Origin of the sequence: Halobellus salinus (genome assembly GCF_014646875.1) — an archaeon.
GTDB lineage: Archaea > Halobacteriota > Halobacteria > Halobacteriales > Haloferacaceae > Haloquadratum > Haloquadratum salinum.
The window spans coordinates 54,493-70,175 of sequence record NZ_BMOC01000013.1; the positions used below are offsets into that span (position 1 = coordinate 54,493).

15 protein-coding genes are annotated in these 15,683 nt (G+C 64.2%); 8 read left to right on the forward strand and 7 right to left on the reverse strand.

Translation table 11 applies throughout. The features are described from left to right. Window positions 1-93: 93 nt before the first annotated feature. Complete coding sequence (locus tag IEX72_RS10640; protein ID WP_188787369.1) at window positions 94-447, reverse strand: helix-turn-helix transcriptional regulator; 354 nt, start codon at window positions 445-447, stop codon at window positions 94-96. 25 nt (window positions 448-472) lie between these two features. Further along, window positions 473-1,246, reverse strand: coding sequence for an NRDE family protein (locus IEX72_RS10645; protein WP_188787370.1), 774 nt, complete (start codon window positions 1,244-1,246; stop codon window positions 473-475). A gap of 151 nt (window positions 1,247-1,397) precedes the next feature. Here IEX72_RS10645 and IEX72_RS10650 point away from each other — a divergent pair, with 151 nt between their 5' ends. Then, window positions 1,398-1,841, forward strand: a complete 444-nt coding sequence (locus tag IEX72_RS10650; protein WP_188787371.1) for a universal stress protein — start codon at window positions 1,398-1,400, stop codon at window positions 1,839-1,841. Window positions 1,842-2,003: 162 nt separating this feature from the next. Here the strand turns inward: IEX72_RS10650 and IEX72_RS10655 are convergent, their stop codons facing one another. Beyond that, window positions 2,004-2,654 carry a hypothetical protein gene (locus IEX72_RS10655; protein WP_188787372.1) on the reverse strand — a complete coding sequence of 217 codons (651 nt, stop codon included), beginning with the start codon at window positions 2,652-2,654 and terminating at the stop codon, window positions 2,004-2,006. A 148-nt stretch (window positions 2,655-2,802) separates the two neighbouring features. On the opposite strand from IEX72_RS10655, the gene nreA reads away from it, so the two are divergent. Together nreA and IEX72_RS10665 are read left to right on the forward strand one after the other, a co-directional pair. Beyond that, a complete protein-coding gene (gene nreA / locus IEX72_RS10660) occupies window positions 2,803-4,068 on the forward strand; it encodes a DNA repair protein NreA (RefSeq protein WP_188787373.1) in 1,266 nt (421 codons plus the stop codon). Between the two features lie 102 nt (window positions 4,069-4,170). Beyond that, window positions 4,171-4,569 (forward strand): TRAM domain-containing protein, encoded by a 399-nt coding sequence (locus IEX72_RS10665; protein ID WP_188787374.1) that lies wholly within the window; start codon window positions 4,171-4,173, stop codon window positions 4,567-4,569. An 86-nt stretch (window positions 4,570-4,655) separates the two neighbouring features. On the opposite strand, the gene IEX72_RS10670 is transcribed toward IEX72_RS10665, so the two are convergent. Then, window positions 4,656-6,389, reverse strand: a complete 1,734-nt coding sequence (locus IEX72_RS10670; protein WP_188787375.1) for a radical SAM protein — start codon at window positions 6,387-6,389, stop codon at window positions 4,656-4,658. Window positions 6,390-6,505: 116 nt separating this feature from the next. Between IEX72_RS10670 and IEX72_RS10675 the strand changes: the two genes are divergently transcribed. Beyond that, on the forward strand, window positions 6,506-7,150 hold the full coding sequence (locus tag IEX72_RS10675; protein ID WP_188787376.1) for a GNAT family N-acetyltransferase: 645 nt from the start codon (window positions 6,506-6,508) through the stop codon (window positions 7,148-7,150). A gap of 66 nt (window positions 7,151-7,216) precedes the next feature. Further along, on the forward strand, window positions 7,217-8,452 hold the full coding sequence (locus tag IEX72_RS10680) for a 3-dehydroquinate synthase II (protein ID WP_188787377.1): 1,236 nt from the start codon (window positions 7,217-7,219) through the stop codon (window positions 8,450-8,452). 20 nt (window positions 8,453-8,472) lie between these two features. Here the strand turns inward: IEX72_RS10680 and IEX72_RS10685 are convergent, their stop codons facing one another. Continuing rightward, window positions 8,473-8,907, reverse strand: coding sequence for a DUF7575 domain-containing protein (locus tag IEX72_RS10685; protein ID WP_188787378.1), 435 nt, complete (start codon window positions 8,905-8,907; stop codon window positions 8,473-8,475). A gap of 543 nt (window positions 8,908-9,450) precedes the next feature. On the opposite strand from IEX72_RS10685, the gene IEX72_RS10690 reads away from it, so the two are divergent. The 3 genes from IEX72_RS10690 (at window position 9,451) to glpR (ending at window position 13,213) form a co-directional block, all read left to right on the forward strand. Continuing rightward, a complete protein-coding gene (locus IEX72_RS10690) occupies window positions 9,451-10,224 on the forward strand; it encodes an SDR family NAD(P)-dependent oxidoreductase (RefSeq protein WP_188787379.1) in 774 nt (257 codons plus the stop codon). Window positions 10,225-11,536: 1,312 nt separating this feature from the next. Further along, window positions 11,537-12,373 (forward strand): class I fructose-bisphosphate aldolase, encoded by an 837-nt coding sequence (locus IEX72_RS10695; RefSeq protein ID WP_188787380.1) that lies wholly within the window; start codon window positions 11,537-11,539, stop codon window positions 12,371-12,373. A gap of 75 nt (window positions 12,374-12,448) precedes the next feature. Beyond that, complete coding sequence (glpR, locus tag IEX72_RS10700; protein WP_188787381.1) at window positions 12,449-13,213, forward strand: HTH-type transcriptional regulator GlpR; 765 nt, start codon at window positions 12,449-12,451, stop codon at window positions 13,211-13,213. A 169-nt stretch (window positions 13,214-13,382) separates the two neighbouring features. On the opposite strand, the gene IEX72_RS10705 is transcribed toward glpR, so the two are convergent. Next, window positions 13,383-14,423, reverse strand: coding sequence for a zinc-dependent alcohol dehydrogenase family protein (locus IEX72_RS10705; RefSeq protein WP_188787382.1), 1,041 nt, complete (start codon window positions 14,421-14,423; stop codon window positions 13,383-13,385). Between the two features lie 447 nt (window positions 14,424-14,870). After that, window positions 14,871-15,647 carry an SDR family NAD(P)-dependent oxidoreductase gene (locus tag IEX72_RS10710; protein WP_188787383.1) on the reverse strand — a complete coding sequence of 259 codons (777 nt, stop codon included), beginning with the start codon at window positions 15,645-15,647 and terminating at the stop codon, window positions 14,871-14,873. Between the last annotated feature and the right edge of the window lie 36 nt (window positions 15,648-15,683).

The window sequence follows — 15,683 nt, forward strand, 5'->3', positions numbered from 1 at the left end:
GACGCCGCGCTTTCGATCGAACTTCTGTTAGTGGAGTTTCAGAGGAACCTCATACAGCCGGGCGGCAACGCCGCCCGCGACAAAAGGTCGGTTCTAGTGCTCCTCGTACGCCAGATTCATGAGCCACTGCGAGAACGCGTCGCTGTTGTGGTTGACCTCCTCCTCGCCGATGAACGGCGAGAGCATGTCTCCCGCCATGAGGAGCCCGAACTCGAGGTCACGCGCGGCGGGCGCTAAGTGGTAGGTGTTGTGGCCGTCGTAGACCGTCTCCTCGCGCTGGATCAATCCCTGTCCGGCGAGCGACTCGGCGATCCGACTGCCTTTCCGCGAGGAGATGTCCAGTTCCTTCCAGAAGTCGCTCTGGTGGATCCCACCCGTCTCCCGTATGAACTCCAGCCCTTCGCGTTCGTCCTCCGAGAGGTCGGCCTCCGCGGCGCTCGCGCTCATACGTGTACGTGGCTTACCGAGTCGCTTAAATGTGGCCTTCCACCCGGCGGAAGGCGGTCTCACACGGTGGTCCGTCCGCGAACCGCATATCGGTGGTGCCGTCCGACCGCAGCGTGAAAAGCGAGGCCGAGCAGGTTCCGAACTCGCGCTCGGGGTCGTGAACGCAGACGCCGTGATTGTGGTCGCCCAGCGCGTCGGCCGCGCGGGACCGCCACGCCGGCGCCGACTCGCCGGGCTCGGGGGTTAAGACGTTTCGGAGCCGGGTCGCGTTGCCCGCCTGCTCGGCGCCGCGGCCGGGATCACGTTCGGGCTCGAAATACTCCCCGTCGATACCGACGTTGACAACCACGTGGACGCCGGGATCGAGCCGCCGGACGTCGAGGCCGCCGTCCCACTCGAAGTACAGTGCGGTGGGGTCACCGGGCGTTGCCTCGCCGCCGCGTTCGGCCACGATCAGGTTGAATCCGTCGTAGGTGTGGGCCGCGAGCGCGTCGTCGACGACTGACCGGGCCTCGTGGGTCGACGCCGCGCCGAGTACGTCGCGGACCAACAGTCCGCGGGAGCGCTCGCCACCGCCCGGGACGTCGACCCACCGGTTTGTGATCGCAACGACGACGCCGTGTTCGTTGGCGCCGATCCAGGTCCCGCCGGCCTCGGCGTCTCGGGGCGCGAGGATGGACGGATCGCCGTCGGTGACGGCTGGCGGCTCCGACGGCCGCCCGGACAGTTCGTCGCGGTTCGCGGCGACGACGACCGGCGCGTCGTCGACGACGCGCCACCCGAGCGTCAGCGTGCACATATCGAGTCTACGAACGGCAGCGTGAATACGCTGTCGACGGCGTCGGGCGGTCGAACCGCTGTCTACACCGGGAGCGAAGGGAGGCGGCTCCGCCCCCGCCCCCGATGTAACGGGACCATTGAAATAGACACTGTGCGAAGCCGGGGACGAGATGTACGATCGGATCCTCCTCCCAACCGACGGCAGCGACGGCACGGAACAGGCGTTGGCACACGCGGTGGAGGTCGCCGACGGCCGCGACGCGACCATCCACGCGCTCTCCGTGGTCGACCGCCGGCTCTATCTGGCGGCCGACGAGGCGCAGAAGCCCGACCTGAAGGCGACGATGCAGGACGACGCCCAAGCGGCGGTCGAGCGCGTCGCCGACGGGGCCGCCGAGGCGGGGGTCGGCTGTACCGCGGTCGTCCGCGACGGCGTCCCCTCCCGGGAGATCTTGGAGTACGCCGCGGAGACGCCGGTCGACCTCGTCGTGATGGGGACGCACGGCCGCTCGGGGCGCGACAAACTCGCGAACCTCGGCAGCGTGACCGAGCGGGTCGTCGAGAACACCGACACCCCGACCCTGGTGGTGCGGATCGACGACGCCGAGGCGTGACGGGCTGGCCGTCGACGGTGACGGCGATGCTCGTCTCGGCGTCGCCGTCCCGATACGTCTCGGCGTCGACCGTGAGGCGACCCCGACTCGCGTCGGTCCCGAGTGTCGCCATCGGGTACTCGAGGGTGACGCCGTCGGCGTGCTTGCTACGCAGCAGGCCGCTCAGACGCCGTACCGGCTGTCGCGTTCGACGACGGTGTACCCCTGCGCCGCGAGGGCTTCGTCGCGGTACCGGCCGGCGACGAGCCGCTGTGGGAGGCGGCGCAGCCCGAAGCGTCGGTCGGACACGTACTCGTACTCCACTCCCGTCCGGCCGTCGTGTGGGGTGACGTGGACGGTGTACGTCGACCACGGTTCCCCCTCCGCGGTCACCGTCAGTTCGACGGTCCGGCCGCGCTCCGGGGTGGAGTTGCCACGGGCGCGGACCGTCACCTCCACCGACTGCAGGCCGAACAGGTACGAGATGCGGTACGTGACCGCCTCGTCGTCGACGACGACCGCGTCCGCGATCCCCCACTGGAACGCGAGCACCGGCGGCGTCGGGCCGGTGAACGCGTTGACTACCGCGTCTGCGTCGGCGTCGGTTTCGAGTCGGACGGTCCCGCGCAGTCGGAAGATGGGCACGCTGACGAGTGCGAGCGACCCGGCGAAGACGCCGACCGCCGGGACCAACGACGTGGCCAGGTACGTGGCGAGGAACGTGACCACGACAGCGATGGCGACGAGTGCGCTCAGGGGGCGCTCGTACCTCCGGTATTGCTCCGCGACGGTGCGTGCGTCGCGTGGTCGTTCGACATCGGGGTTGGAGGGCATACCGAAGGATCCACGCCTTCACCGTTGTATGTCTGTCGGGATCCGCTGGCCGTTCTGCCGACGGTCTCCGGCGACGCCCGTCCACAGCGCCTGCGATCCCCGGGCGCGACCGACATAATCATACCTGTCGCTCCCTCATCTCGGTGCCGTGAACCTGGACGAGTACGTCGACCTCGAACGCAACGAGCGCGCGGAGCGTCGGCGACTCGCCGACCAGAAGTCCTACGACATCCTGGATCACCTCGAGACCTTCCAGGACCGCTTCGAGGAGACGCTCCAGGGCGATTCGCTCTACGGCGGCGTGTCGCCGTCGATCTTCGTCGGCACCTCGAACTACCCCCGCGTCTCCACGGGCGTGCTCTCGCCGGTGGGCCACGACGACGACGCCGAGCGGTTCGAGACCTCCGGCGCGTGGTACGACGAGGGAGTGTCGATCGCAGACGTGTTCGCCCGTCGGACATCGCTTCTGAACTCGACGCGGCCCCAAGAGGTGACGAGCGTCGCCGACTCCTGGAACGGCTTCCTTGGCACGCAACGGGAGGTCGCGATCTCCGACCGCCCGGTGACCGTCGAGATCGGGCTGAACGAGCGTCCGAACGTCGACCTCGACGCCGGCGTTGAGGACGTGGCAACGCCGCTCGGCCCGCGGGCCCGCGCCACCTCCGCGGATCTCGCGGAGAACCCCCACGTGCCCCGACTGGTCGAGAAGACGCTCGAAGACGACGACTGGAACGCTGAAGGCGCAATTACCTACCTCTACCGCCGCGGGTTCGACGTCTACGACATCAACACCATCCTGTCGGCGGGCGCGCTCGGACAGACCGAACAGCGCCGCCTCGTCCCCACGCGCTGGTCGATCACTGCTGTCGACGACACTGTGGGGAAATACCTCCGCGGGCGGATCCGCACCAACCCGTCGGTCGACAGTGTGGAAGTCCACCGCAACGAGTTCCTCGGCAACGCGTTCTGGGTCCTGCTCGCGCCCGGCGAGTGGGAGTACGAACTGGTGGAGCTCAAAGCCCCCGGCAGCGTCTGGAACCCCGATCCCGAGGCCGGAATGTACTTTGCCGCCGACCGGGAAGGATCGGAGGGTCGAACCGGCTACGTCGACGAGACCGCGGGCGCGTACCACGCCGCCCGGCTGGGTGTCCTCGAACACGTCGCGGAGCGCGGCCGGCAGGCCAAGGCGCTCGTGGTGCGGCACGTCTCCGACGACTACTGGGGCCCGGTCGGGGTCTGGCAGGTCCGGGAGGCCGTCCGGGACGCCTTTGACACCGACACCCACGGCACCGCAGAGACCTTCGGCGCGGCGCTCCGTGGGGTGACCGAACACCTGCCGGTGTCGGTGGCAGCGCTCCGACGCAAGTCGACGATGGCCGCGGGGTTACAGACGACATTCGGCGACTTCGGGTGACCGCCGCGGCGCGGTCCGTACGGGCCGGTCTCACGCGGTAGCCCGTTGAACGGGCGATACTACTTTATTCATCGGCTGAGACGATCCGACGGAGGTCTTACGGTGGAAATCTCAGATAAACTCCTGTGTCTGTTCAACGCTGACGTTCGCGACGAAGGCGATCGGTACGTCGTCGAGGTACCGAAACGCGAGGTCGAGACGGGGTCGGTCGATCCCGGCGAGACGTACCGCGTCGCTCTCATCTCCCGCGCGGTGGAATCGACGTCCGACCCCGGTGAGCCCGACGAACCGACGTCGGAGCCCCAGCCACCAGTCGAACCGGGCGAGCTCCGGTACGTCGAGATCGAGGACATCGGCAAGCAGGGCGACGGCATCGCCCGCGTCGAGCGGGGCTACGTGATCATCGTCCCCGGCACCGAGGTCGGCGACCGTGTCAAAATCGAGGTCGCCGAGGTCAAATCCAACTTCGCGGTGGGTGAAGTGATCGAAGAGGAGGTGTGATAATGGGTACTCTCGGCTCTTGCCGGTGAGTGACGTCAACGGAGGTAGCGCCCGGCTGTGAACAGTGAGAGTAACCGTTGTGAGGGTTACTCCGCGTTCGACCGCTCGTTGCGCGGATATCGACCGGTGAACGCGGTGAAGTCGATTTCGGGGCTCGGAACTGTCGCCGCTGAGTCGTACGGTCGGTTGACCACGATGTCACCGGCAGTGCTGTCGCCGATCCCCGGAATCGCGGTGAGTTCGTCCATCGACGCGGCGTTGGGGTCGAGCGGGTATGGCACCCCGGTGACCGACCGGTAGCCGTGGTCGACCACCGCGACGTCGGTGGTTGTACCCAACTCGCGCTCGCCCGGGACGCCAACCAGAAGGGGGTAGGTCCCGAGCTGTCGGCCGAACGTCCGGCCGTCTTGATGATACTCCAGGTGGACGTCCGGAAGCACCGTCCCGGTTGGCGCCAGCCGACGCAGCATCGGCTGGTCGATCTCCTCGCGGACCTCGCGTTTGTACCGTTTGAACCGCTTTTTGTGGTCGATCGCGATGTCGGCGCCCGCCTCCGACATCTCGGTCCCCTCGAACGCCATCACCTGCCGGATGTTGATCCGGCGGAGCATCAGTCCCGCGTCGTAGACCCGCTGGAGGAACCGCTTGTTGTGTTCGAAGGTCTCGGCGCGCTCGCCGTTGAGGCCGTGGAGCAGGTTGATGCCGGGGAGGAGTTTGGGGAGCCGGTCCGCGGCGTCGGTACCGTGAGTCGGCGCGTCTCCCCGGTCGTCGCCCGGCCGCCACCCCGCCTCCTCGTTGACGACCCGAACCGCCTCGAAACACTCGTCGGCGGTGACGTTGAGGTGGTTCTGCTCTTGGACCACCGGATCCGCCGACTCCAGGCCGAACGCCGCGGTGTCGCCGGGAGTATTGAACTCGGCGATGATCCGAATGCCCTCTCTGGCCTGCTCGGGCCACTTCACCACCGTGATGGGGTTCATGTTGTCGAGATGGAGGGTCTGGAGCTCGGGGGCGACCTCGCGGATCCCGGCGTAGAGCCGCCTGAGGGCGTCGGGGTTCGGGGCCTCGCCGTCGCCACCGTACGCGAGGATGTCGGCCTGCCGCCCCACCCGGAAGTGCCGCACGCCCCGGTCGGAGAGCGCGTCGACCTCGGTGACGACGGAGTCGGGCGGCCGGAACGCGGGATCGCCGTACATCGGCTCGGTGCAGAACGAGCACCGGTAGGCACACCCGCGGGAGGTCTCGAGTTCGCAGATCAGGTAATCGGGGTGGTTGGGGTGGTGCTCGACCACGAACGCGCCCCGTTCGGCCCACCGGTCGAGTTCGTCGTTGTCGCGATACCTGTTCTCGAAGCCTTCCAAGCCGTTATGGACCAGGTCGTACGCCGCGGCCTCAACATCGCCCATCGCGAGGAAGTCGTAGTCGAGATCCTGCCGCTCCATCTCTTGGGCGCCGGCGTTTTCTTCACCGACGCCGAATCGGATCGGGCCGCCCATCACCGAGACGCCCTCCGCGACCCACGCGAGTTCGCGCACCTCGTCGGGTTCGGCCGGGGTTCCGCCGACGTAACTTCCGGGGACGGTCATGCCGCCGATGTAGACGAGGAGGTCCGCGTCGGCGACGTCGGCCCACTTCCTCCGTTCCTCCCGGAGTTCGTCAATGGTGTGGTAGGTGACCTGCGATTCGGGAACGCCGGCATCGACGAGCGCACCGGCCGTGAACCGCGGGTACGTGGAGATATACGGTGGCACACCGAAGTGCGCCGGCTCGTCGACGTAGCCGTCGACGAGCGTCACGGAGAGGTCGGCCGGATCGATCATACCTGGGGGAGGCGGTCGAAGCCTAAAACGCTCACCCTCCGCGGTCAACGCCCGAGGGGTCGAGACAGCCATCCCGAACCGCAACACCGGTTATCCGCCGACGCCTCCCGTTCGGTATGCACGACGACGCCCCTCCGGGTGGCGACAACATCGGCAGCGACCTCGAGGGCACGACCCCGGCCGACGCCCCCGTCACGATCCGTCCGGCCCGCCCCGACGACGCGTCCGGCGTCCGCGCGATCTACGCCCCGTTCGTCCGCGACTCGCCGGTGACGTTCCGAACCGAGGTGCCCTCCGTCGACGAGATGGCCGAGGAGATCCGCGAGACCCGGGCCGAAGACGAGTATCCGTGGTACGTGGCGGCCGTCGGCTCCGGGGAACGCGAGGTCGTCGGCTACGCGTACGCCGGCCGGCTCCGCGACCGGGCTGCGTACCGGTGGGCGGCCGAGACCTCCGTCTACGTCGCGCCCGACAGCCACCGCGCGGGGGTCGGGCGCCGGCTCTACGACCGGTTGCTCGGCACGCTCGGGCGGCAGGGGTACTGTTCGGCGTACGCCGCGATCGCGACACCGAACCCCGGGAGCGTGGCGTTCCACGAGAGTCAGGGGTTCGAGCGGGTGGGCACCTTCCCGGCGTCGGGATTCAAACTGGGCGAGTGGCACGACGTGGTGTGGTACCACCGTCGGCTCAACGACCCAGAGGGCGAGCCCGCGGCCCCCGACTCAGTCTCGGTGGTCGACGGCGGTGGCCCGACCGGGTGACCGAACCTCCGCCCCCTCCGCAGAGTCGCCACGTTCAAGCGCGCTCCCCGAGTTGCTTCGCACAAGATGACACGAAGCGTCTGGCTGAAGGCCGACAACGCGGTCGGCGACTGGGAGACACGGAAGCGGCGGATCACCGCGGGGCTCGAAGCGGGCGTCGACTGGGTACTCGTCGACGAGGCCGACGTCGGGCGTGTCCGGGACCTCGGCGACGTGTCGGTTGCGGCGTTCCACACGACCGCTGAGACCACCCTCATCGACGATGTGGGCGGTGACAGTGACGGCAGCGACGCGGCCGATGACAGTCCAGTGGACGCCGCGGAGTTGGGTGGCACGGACGGGGACGCCGGCCCCGACGCGCACGTCGTAGGCAAGCACGGTGAGGGCGACGGCACTGTCGACCTCCCGACCGACTTCTCGGGGTCGGCGGACCTCACCACCCTCCGGCGGACGGATAACCGGGCCAAGGGGGCGTACGTCCGGATCCGCGCCGAAGAGTACGAAGCGTTCGCCGAGGAGGCCGCCACCGACGCCGACTACACCATCGTGATCGGCGACGACTGGACGATCATCCCGCTTGAGAACCTCATCGCGCGGATCGGCGAGGAGACCGACCTGATCGCGGGCGTCACCTCCGCCGAAGAAGCAGAAACCGCGTTCGAGACGCTCGAGATCGGCGCCGACGGGGTGCTGCTCGACTCCGACGATCCCGACGAGATCAGAAGGACTGTCGAAGTGCGCGACAACGCCGAACGGGAGACACTCGACCTCCAGTGGGCAACCGTGACCGACGTCGAACGCGCGGGGATGGCGGATCGAGTCTGTGTCGACACCGGGAGTCTGATGGAGCACGACGAGGGGATGTTGGTGGGGAGTATGGGCCGCGGGCTGTTCTTCGTCCACGCCGAGACCGCGGAGTCGCCGTACGTCGCCTCCCGGCCGTTCCGCGTGAACGCCGGTGCGGTCCACGCGTACGCCCGGACGCCCGGTGGCGGGACCACCTACCTCTCAGGGCTGGGAAGTGGCGACGAGGTCCAGGTCGTCGATAGTGAGGGTGGGACCCGCGAGGCCGTTGTCGGCCGCGTGAAGATCGAGAAGCGGCCCATGTTCCGGGTCGAGGCCGAGATCGACGGCGACCGGGTGGAGACGCTGCTCCAGAACGCCGAGACGATCAAGATCCACACCCGCGAGGGCCGAACCGCGGTGACCGATCTGGAAGCGGGTGACGAGGTGCTGCTGTTCTACGAGCGGACCGCGCGCCACTTCGGCGAGGCCGTCGAGGAGAGTATCATCGAAAAGTAGCGCGCACCACGCCGGTTGTGCTATTCGTCGGCGGCGTCGGGGTCGACCCACTCCAGTTCGGCCGTACACCACGGACAGAAGTCGATCTGGCGGTCGAGTTCCTTCCCACAGGACGGACACGCCGGGGTGTCGCCGGCCGCCGCTTTCGGGACGGTTGCGAGCCGGTGGGCGTCCAGAGTGCTAAGCAGCAACAGCGCAAACACCGGCCAGACGACGACGCTGGGGAGCGCCGACGGATCAAGCGTGGCGACCGCGCCGGGGTCGCCGAATCCGCCCATCCCCGGAAGGACGAACGCGACGAGCAGGGCGAGCGCCGCCCCGACGACCACTACAAACCACACCGCGGCCCGCCGCCACCGCCGGAGGTAGAGATGCCCCACACCGGCGATCCCCACGGTGGCGCCGAGAACAGCGGCGAGCGTCGCGACCACCGCGCGTCGGCTCGGTCGGTTCATACCGTGCCACGACGCGATACTCCCGGTTAAACGTGCGGAAAACGCCCGGCGGTGCGAGGAGTGTAAACTGGATTTGTTACTCGGACGTATCCGCCGAGCAACTCGTGCTCGGCGTGTCGTCGTTCCGATCCAGATGTCACACAGCGCGTGGTCAACCCCCAACAGTCCGCTCCTCAGGATCGGGCCGCCCGGAAGCCAGGCGCTCCGGTAGCGGTTTCACCGGTGGTACGCCGTCCGAGGAGGAGCCGTTCCACCACTCCTCCCACCCCCAGGCCACAGCACGGACCGTGTCCCGCTGGTCCCCGATGCTCCGCTTTCCCCAGCGGCGATCTCCGCCGGTCCTAATCCTGAGCAGTACCCGCCGTGGGGGGACCGCGGACGGTTCGTTGCCCGTGATCCGCATAGCCGCGGTGGCACTCAGCAACCACCCGACCGCACCTCCGTCGGGGGGCACGACTCACCCGTCCTCAGAACCCGACGGAACCACCGTCGACCGGATCGCCTCGCGTAGATTTAATTCGACAGGTCAAGAACTACCCGCGTATGGGCCTACTGGAACGCTTCTCGCTCGACGGGGAGGTGGCCGTCGTGACCGGCGCGGCACAGGGACTGGGCAGGCAGATGGCGGCGGGCCTCGCGGAGATGGGCGCGGACGTCGCGATCGTCGACCTGAACCACGAGAAGGCCGTCGACACGGCCGCCGAGCTTGATGGGGAAACCGAGGTGACCGCCATCGAAACCGACGTCACCGACGAGGTGTCGGTCCGCCAGATGGTCGAGTCGGTGACGGAGCGACTCGGTCCGGTCGATGTCCTGATCAACAACGCCGGCGTCGTCGAGAACGCTCCGGCCGAGGAGACGAGCCTCGAATCCTGGCAGCGGGTCCTGTCGGTGAACCTCGACGGCGTCTTCCTGTGTGCCAAACACGTCGGTCGGCAGATGCTCGATCGTGGGCAAGGACGGATCGTCAACGTGTCGTCGATGTCGGCGTTCGACGTTAACCTGCCGCAGAAACAGGCCAGCTACAACGTCACGAAAGCCGGTGTTTCGATGCTCACGAAGTCGCTGGCCGTCGAGTGGGCCGACCGCGGGGTCCGGGTGAACGCCATCGCCCCCGGGTATATGCGGACTGAACTCGTCGACGACGTCCTTGCGAACAACCCCGAGATGGAGGAAACCTGGATCGAGAACACGCCGCTGAGGCGGCTCGGGCGGCCGGAAGAACTGCGCGAACTGGTGGTGTATCTCGCTTCCGACGCCTCCTCGTACATGACTGGTACCACGGTGGTGATCGACGGCGGCTACACCGCCCAGTGACGGACTCTCGGGGAGTCCGACACGCCGGGACTTCGACCAACGCCCGCATCCGCTCCGTTGTATTGGACCAGCCACAGCCTGGTTCGTGGGTTCTTTTCAGAAGGACGGCCTGTCAGGTCACGCCCGGAGCTCAGATCGGGGAACGGTCCGATCCCGACGGGCCGTGTCAACGGGTTGCCGACGGCAGTGGCTTCGACCGGGGCCGGCCTCCACCGGCCGGCGTCACGTCGACGAGCAGCACATACCGGAGTCCGCAACGGATGCCGTCCATTGCCGATATCGATCGCTGCACCATCCAACTGTTTTTGAACTTATATAAAATATTGAAAAGTGTAGTTCACAACGTACGTGCAGAATTATGGATACCAGAATCAGAGCGGGTAGAACGAGTGAAACACTGAGGCCACTCGGATCCTATTCGAGAGCAACTCATCGTATAATGAATATTTGCCTGGAAAGGTATTTGATATGTAATGTAAAGATATTTTATTATTCGAACCTATAGATCAACACCAAGCAACTGACAGTAGACCCGTACCCTCTTCTTTCTAACGGAACTGGTGCTACACTCGGTGCCCCGATACGAACATTCGACAAAATACGATTTTCGGGTCGGATGAACTACCGCTGTAACACTCACTCGTCGAAGCGGTGAACGCATTCGGTTCATTCCACTGGAATCTCGAAAGTATAAATAATTTTACTGACATAGAAACGGAGATAGAATATACTTTCCCGGCTGGGTACTGAAATCTTGAACCGTCCAAACATCATCACCCACACGGCTGTTTGCATCTGCCTCCCTGACGTTCCTCACAGACGATCGGTCCAGGAAAATCTCAGTACCCGTCCTCGGTGGTTGAATATTCACAAAATTACAATCGTATAACCGTAATGCAAGCCCCAAGCATATTTATATTTTGAAGAATGCGACCGATGTGGTCGATACTGCTTGACAAACAGAGGCCTGAATGAATGTAACGAACCAGTGCAATTAGAGAGATATTTTGAGCGAAATACTTTGAATTAACAACTGAGCAAGTAATAACAATCACTAGGGTACGATACTAACTTCCGCTTTAGCCGATTAGGTAACGCGATTGTGAACGGACAATACTGATAGAATATACTAGCAAACTAAATATTGACTTGAAAGACGTTAAATTAATTATTATTATTAACTAATAATCAGTCCAACGACGAACTACCTGCTGAAAAATAGTATCTAGTATCGCTCCGGCCGCGCGATCCTTTTGATACCGGAGCGAGTGAGAATTTATATAGGTGGACCCAGTTCATTAACCGGAAGACAATGGAGACCGCCGAGCTTTTAGACACCCCTTCGGGGAACGCAGTAGTTGTAGCGTTAGACCACGGACTCAGCCTTGCAGCACCTGAGGGCTTCGAAGACCCGGCGGAGACCCTCGAAACAGTGCTACGCGGTGAACCGGACGCTGTGCTTGTTGGGCCGCACTTTGCCCGTCATTACTCGGAGCGATTGGAGGCTGCAGACGTCGACGTCGTCCTCACCGCAGATGTAGTGACCTGGTCAACCAGTCCTGGTCGTGACCACGGCCAGGACATCTGGACGCCAGCGTTCGACGTCGAGTTCCTTACACAACTTGACCCCGTCGGAGTGAAGACTGTCCTCGTGTTCGGCCGCGACGACGACGAGACGTTCCGGCGTAACGTCGAGTACATCAGTCAACTCGCCGAGGAGTTACGTGGTACGGGCGTCCCGCTAGTCGTCGAACCCGTGATGTGGGGCGAACGGATCCCCGACCAGTTGGGGACGGACCCGGACTACGTCGTTGACGCACTTCGCATGGGTTGGGAGTTTGGAGCTGACATCTTGAAAGCGCCGTACACTGGGAGTGTCGAGTCGTTCGAGCCCCTGGTCGAGAACGCGCCCGTTCCGGTGATGATCCTCGGCGGCGCCGCAACCGGAACCACCCGAGGAATGCTCGAATCCGTCGAGGGGGCAATGGACGCCGGTGCGCGCGGGCTGATGATCGGGCGAACCATCTGGAAGTCCGAGGATCCCGAACGGACTGTCGGTGCGCTAATGCGGATCGTCCACGAAGGCGCCGAAGTCGACGAGGTTTGGGGCACGGATGCCAAACCCGTTTCCGGCAGGGGAGAAGACTAAGTAACGGTCACACGTACCCGTCTCTATGTTACGTGTATCGATGAGACAAGCGCTCAACTCCCGTTCTATCATCGGATGACCACACCCGAGCAGCGCCGTCGCACTATTGCGGATCTTGTCACGCAACACGATGGATTGTCGGTCGACGAACTCGCCGCACGCCTCGAGGTATCGTCGTCGACTATCAGGCGCGACCTGTCGGCTCTTGCCGAGCGAGACCTCGTTGAACGTACTCACGGCGGCGCCGTCCCGGTAACGAACGTTGGCGTCGAACAGCCATTCAACCAGCGGGTTGTCCATAATCTCGAGCGGAAACGACCGATCGGGGAACGAGCCGTCAGGGAAATTCAGGAGGGACAGGTCGTCTACTTCGATGCGGGGACAACGACGATGCAAGCGGCGAAGAAGACCCCCGAGGACCTATCAAACGTCTTCGTCACCAACTCGCCGTTATTGCTGTCTCGACTCGCCGAAGGGGAAGAAACTGTCAAATTGACTGGCGGCCAGTATCGCCCCGAAACGAAGGCTCTGGTTGGCCCGACGGCCGAAGCTTACATCAGAAACTCGAATTTCGACCTCGGCTTCCTCGGTGTCAACGGGATCTCCGAGGACGGGGAGCTCTCAACGCCAAACGAGTCCGAAGCGGCACTCAAACGCCTGGTGATGGCCAATACCAGCCGGGTTGCCGTCGTGACTGCCACCGAAAAGTTCGGCGAGCGGAGTTTCCGGCAGTTCGGCTCGATCGACGACATCGACCTCCTGGTCACCGACGCACGCGTCCCGGAACCGTTCCGCGACCTGTTCGACGGGACGGAACTCGTTGAGGACACATTCGGATGAGTCGAGTACAGCGCTTCTCAAACCGGAATCGATCGACACGGTCGAACGCGAGTAATGGCCCGGTCTCGCTCTCCTGAAGTGGCTCCGCCACGACTTACCGACGACGCACTCACGAGCAGTTGATGCGGCAGTTCGTCGCGGAGATCCGAACTGAAAGGTAAACCGCAGATCAAACCGTTGGGTCGCCCTCACCCGGGAGGACGACCTTCTTAAGTCCGTGGTTACTTTCCATCTGTTCAAACGCGGACGGAATCTCCCCGAGACCGATCTCTTCAGTAACGAGCGGATCGGCGTCGATACGGCCGTGCTGCAGTAGTGTCACTGCCTCCTCAAACGTCTCGTGTGTGAGAGCGAAGGTCCCCCTGATATCGAGATCGTTATAATAAATTTCGAACGGATTAATCTCCATCGTGGCGTCCTGTTTCGGGACGCCCACGATGAGGGTAGTCCCACCCGCAGCCGTCACGTCGTACGCCTGTCGGATCGTCGGCACCAATCCGACGACTTCGATGCCAGCGTCGACGTCACCGATCTCTTCCCTGATGGTTTCGACGGGGTCGCCGGCTTCGGGATCGACAACGAGGTCGGCACCCATCTCCTTCGCGATTTCACGCCGTTTCGGGTTGAGTTCCGACACCGCAATCGGACTCGCGCCACGGTTCCTGAGCGTCTGTAACATCAGGAGACCGATCGGCCCCGCCCCGATCAGCGCGACACTGTCGGCCTGACCGACTCCGCTCCGGTCAGCGGCGTGAATACAGCACGCCAGTGGTTCGGCGAGCGCTGCGTGACGGAAGGGTAGGTCGCCAATCTGCTCCACATTGCCCGCGGGGGCTCGGACGTACTCGGCGAACGAACCGTCGATGATGCGATCCCCCGCACCGCCGATCGAGGCCGCGTTCTCACAGAGGTTGGTCTTCCCTCGCTTGCAGTACGAGCAGTTGTAACACGGCACCACCGGGTTCACCGTGACGCGGTCGCCGGGCGCCGCTCCATCGACGCTGTCACCGACTTCGACGATGGTTCCGGCGCTCTCGTGCCCGAGCACTACCGGGAAATCGACGGCAAAGGAACCGCGGAACATGTGCAGGTCAGTCGCACAGACGCCGCACGCACCGACACGCAACACTACGTCGTTCGGCCCCGGTTCCGGCCGTTCCTTCTCCCGGACTTCCATCTCCCCGGCGTCCGTCAGTGATGCTACTCGCACTGCTGTCCCCGCTGACAGGAACTAATTCTTGTTTCGGTTCGGGTATCAGTACTCTTTATATGTGACATATCTATCATTTTATCGTGGAACTCGGGGTACCCTGAGAGTGACAGGAGGCGTCGGCCTTCACCAAACACGAGTGAGTCGTTCGCACAATCAAACCTCGGTTTGATATGATCGGACCCGGAAAATAAAAGTTGGCACCGGAGTCCTGGTCGTGGTTAGTTAATCGACTTCCGACCCGAAAACCACCGACGGGCGGGACTGGAAGGGGCCGCGCTCTCGACGCAGACGCGCGAAGTAGGCACCGCAGGAGCGGACGTAGTGAGCGACGAGGAGCACAGCGAGCACATCAAGTCGAAAGCGCGGGGGTTTCCGAGGTCGTCACTCTACCGTCTTCATCCATTTCAGCCCTAACTAAACAGTACCGGAGTTCTGGCGGTGTGGCTATCGACTATCCAGCTGCCAACTGTCGATGGGGACCTGTCCGCCGTCGACACGGAGTTCGTGACCGTTGACGTAATCGCTCGCTGGGGCGGCCAGGAACGCAACCGCGTCGGCGACCTCCTCGGGTTCAGCGAACCGTCCGAGCGGATTGTTGTCAAGAATCTGCTCGGTGACCGCGTCGCTGAACTCCTCAGTTAGCCTCGTGTTGGCCCACCCGGGGGCGACAGCGTTGACTCGGATCCCCTCTCGCCCGAGTTCGAGAGCGAGGCTTTTCGTCAACCCCAGGAGGCTGTACTTCGCGACGTCGTATGCGGGTGACATCCCGACGCCGTTCTTGGTGTGGATCGATGTGAAATTGATTATCTTCCCGTACCCCTGCTCCACCATCCCGTCCAGCACTTCACGGGTGCAGTTCAGCGCTCCGCCGAGGTGTACGTCTAGATTGAGGTCGAAGGTTCCGTCGTTCTCTTCGTTCAGGAACGGTCCCGCGTCGCCCACACCTGCATTGTTGACGAGGATGTCGATCGGTCCGAGTTCATCTTCCGCGGTCTCGACCATCGCGGCGACTTCCGCCTCGTCGCTTACGTCCGCGGGGACGCCGATGGCGTCAACACCGAGGTCGCGAACGTCCGCTGCCGTCTCGTTCACCACCGTCTCGTCGATGTCGTTGACAACGACGTCAGCCCCGTTTCGTGCCAGTTCTTCGGCGGATGCCCGTCCCATTCCTCGACCCGATCCGCTGACGAGTGCCGTCTTTCCCGTGAGGTTACAGTTCATTATACTACCCTGGTTCCGCTACGGTAGTTATTAAAC

Coding starts and splice junctions, on each gene's coding strand:
- IEX72_RS10640 (WP_188787369.1), bottom strand. CDS start 447: ATGAGCGCGAGCGCCGCGGAGGCCGACCTCTCGGAGGACGAACGCGAA.
- IEX72_RS10645 (WP_188787370.1), bottom strand. CDS start 1,246: ATGTGCACGCTGACGCTCGGGTGGCGCGTCGTCGACGACGCGCCGGTC.
- IEX72_RS10650 (WP_188787371.1), top strand. CDS start 1,398: ATGTACGATCGGATCCTCCTCCCAACCGACGGCAGCGACGGCACGGAA.
- IEX72_RS10655 (WP_188787372.1), bottom strand. CDS start 2,654: ATGCCCTCCAACCCCGATGTCGAACGACCACGCGACGCACGCACCGTC.
- IEX72_RS10670 (WP_188787375.1), bottom strand. CDS start 6,389: ATGATCGATCCGGCCGACCTCTCCGTGACGCTCGTCGACGGCTACGTC.
- IEX72_RS10675 (WP_188787376.1), top strand. CDS start 6,506: ATGCACGACGACGCCCCTCCGGGTGGCGACAACATCGGCAGCGACCTC.
- IEX72_RS10680 (WP_188787377.1), top strand. CDS start 7,217: ATGACACGAAGCGTCTGGCTGAAGGCCGACAACGCGGTCGGCGACTGG.
- IEX72_RS10685 (WP_188787378.1), bottom strand. CDS start 8,907: ATGAACCGACCGAGCCGACGCGCGGTGGTCGCGACGCTCGCCGCTGTT.
- IEX72_RS10690 (WP_188787379.1), top strand. CDS start 9,451: ATGGGCCTACTGGAACGCTTCTCGCTCGACGGGGAGGTGGCCGTCGTG.
- IEX72_RS10695 (WP_188787380.1), top strand. CDS start 11,537: ATGGAGACCGCCGAGCTTTTAGACACCCCTTCGGGGAACGCAGTAGTT.
- glpR (WP_188787381.1), top strand. CDS start 12,449: ATGACCACACCCGAGCAGCGCCGTCGCACTATTGCGGATCTTGTCACG.
- IEX72_RS10710 (WP_188787383.1), bottom strand. CDS start 15,647: ATGAACTGTAACCTCACGGGAAAGACGGCACTCGTCAGCGGATCGGGT.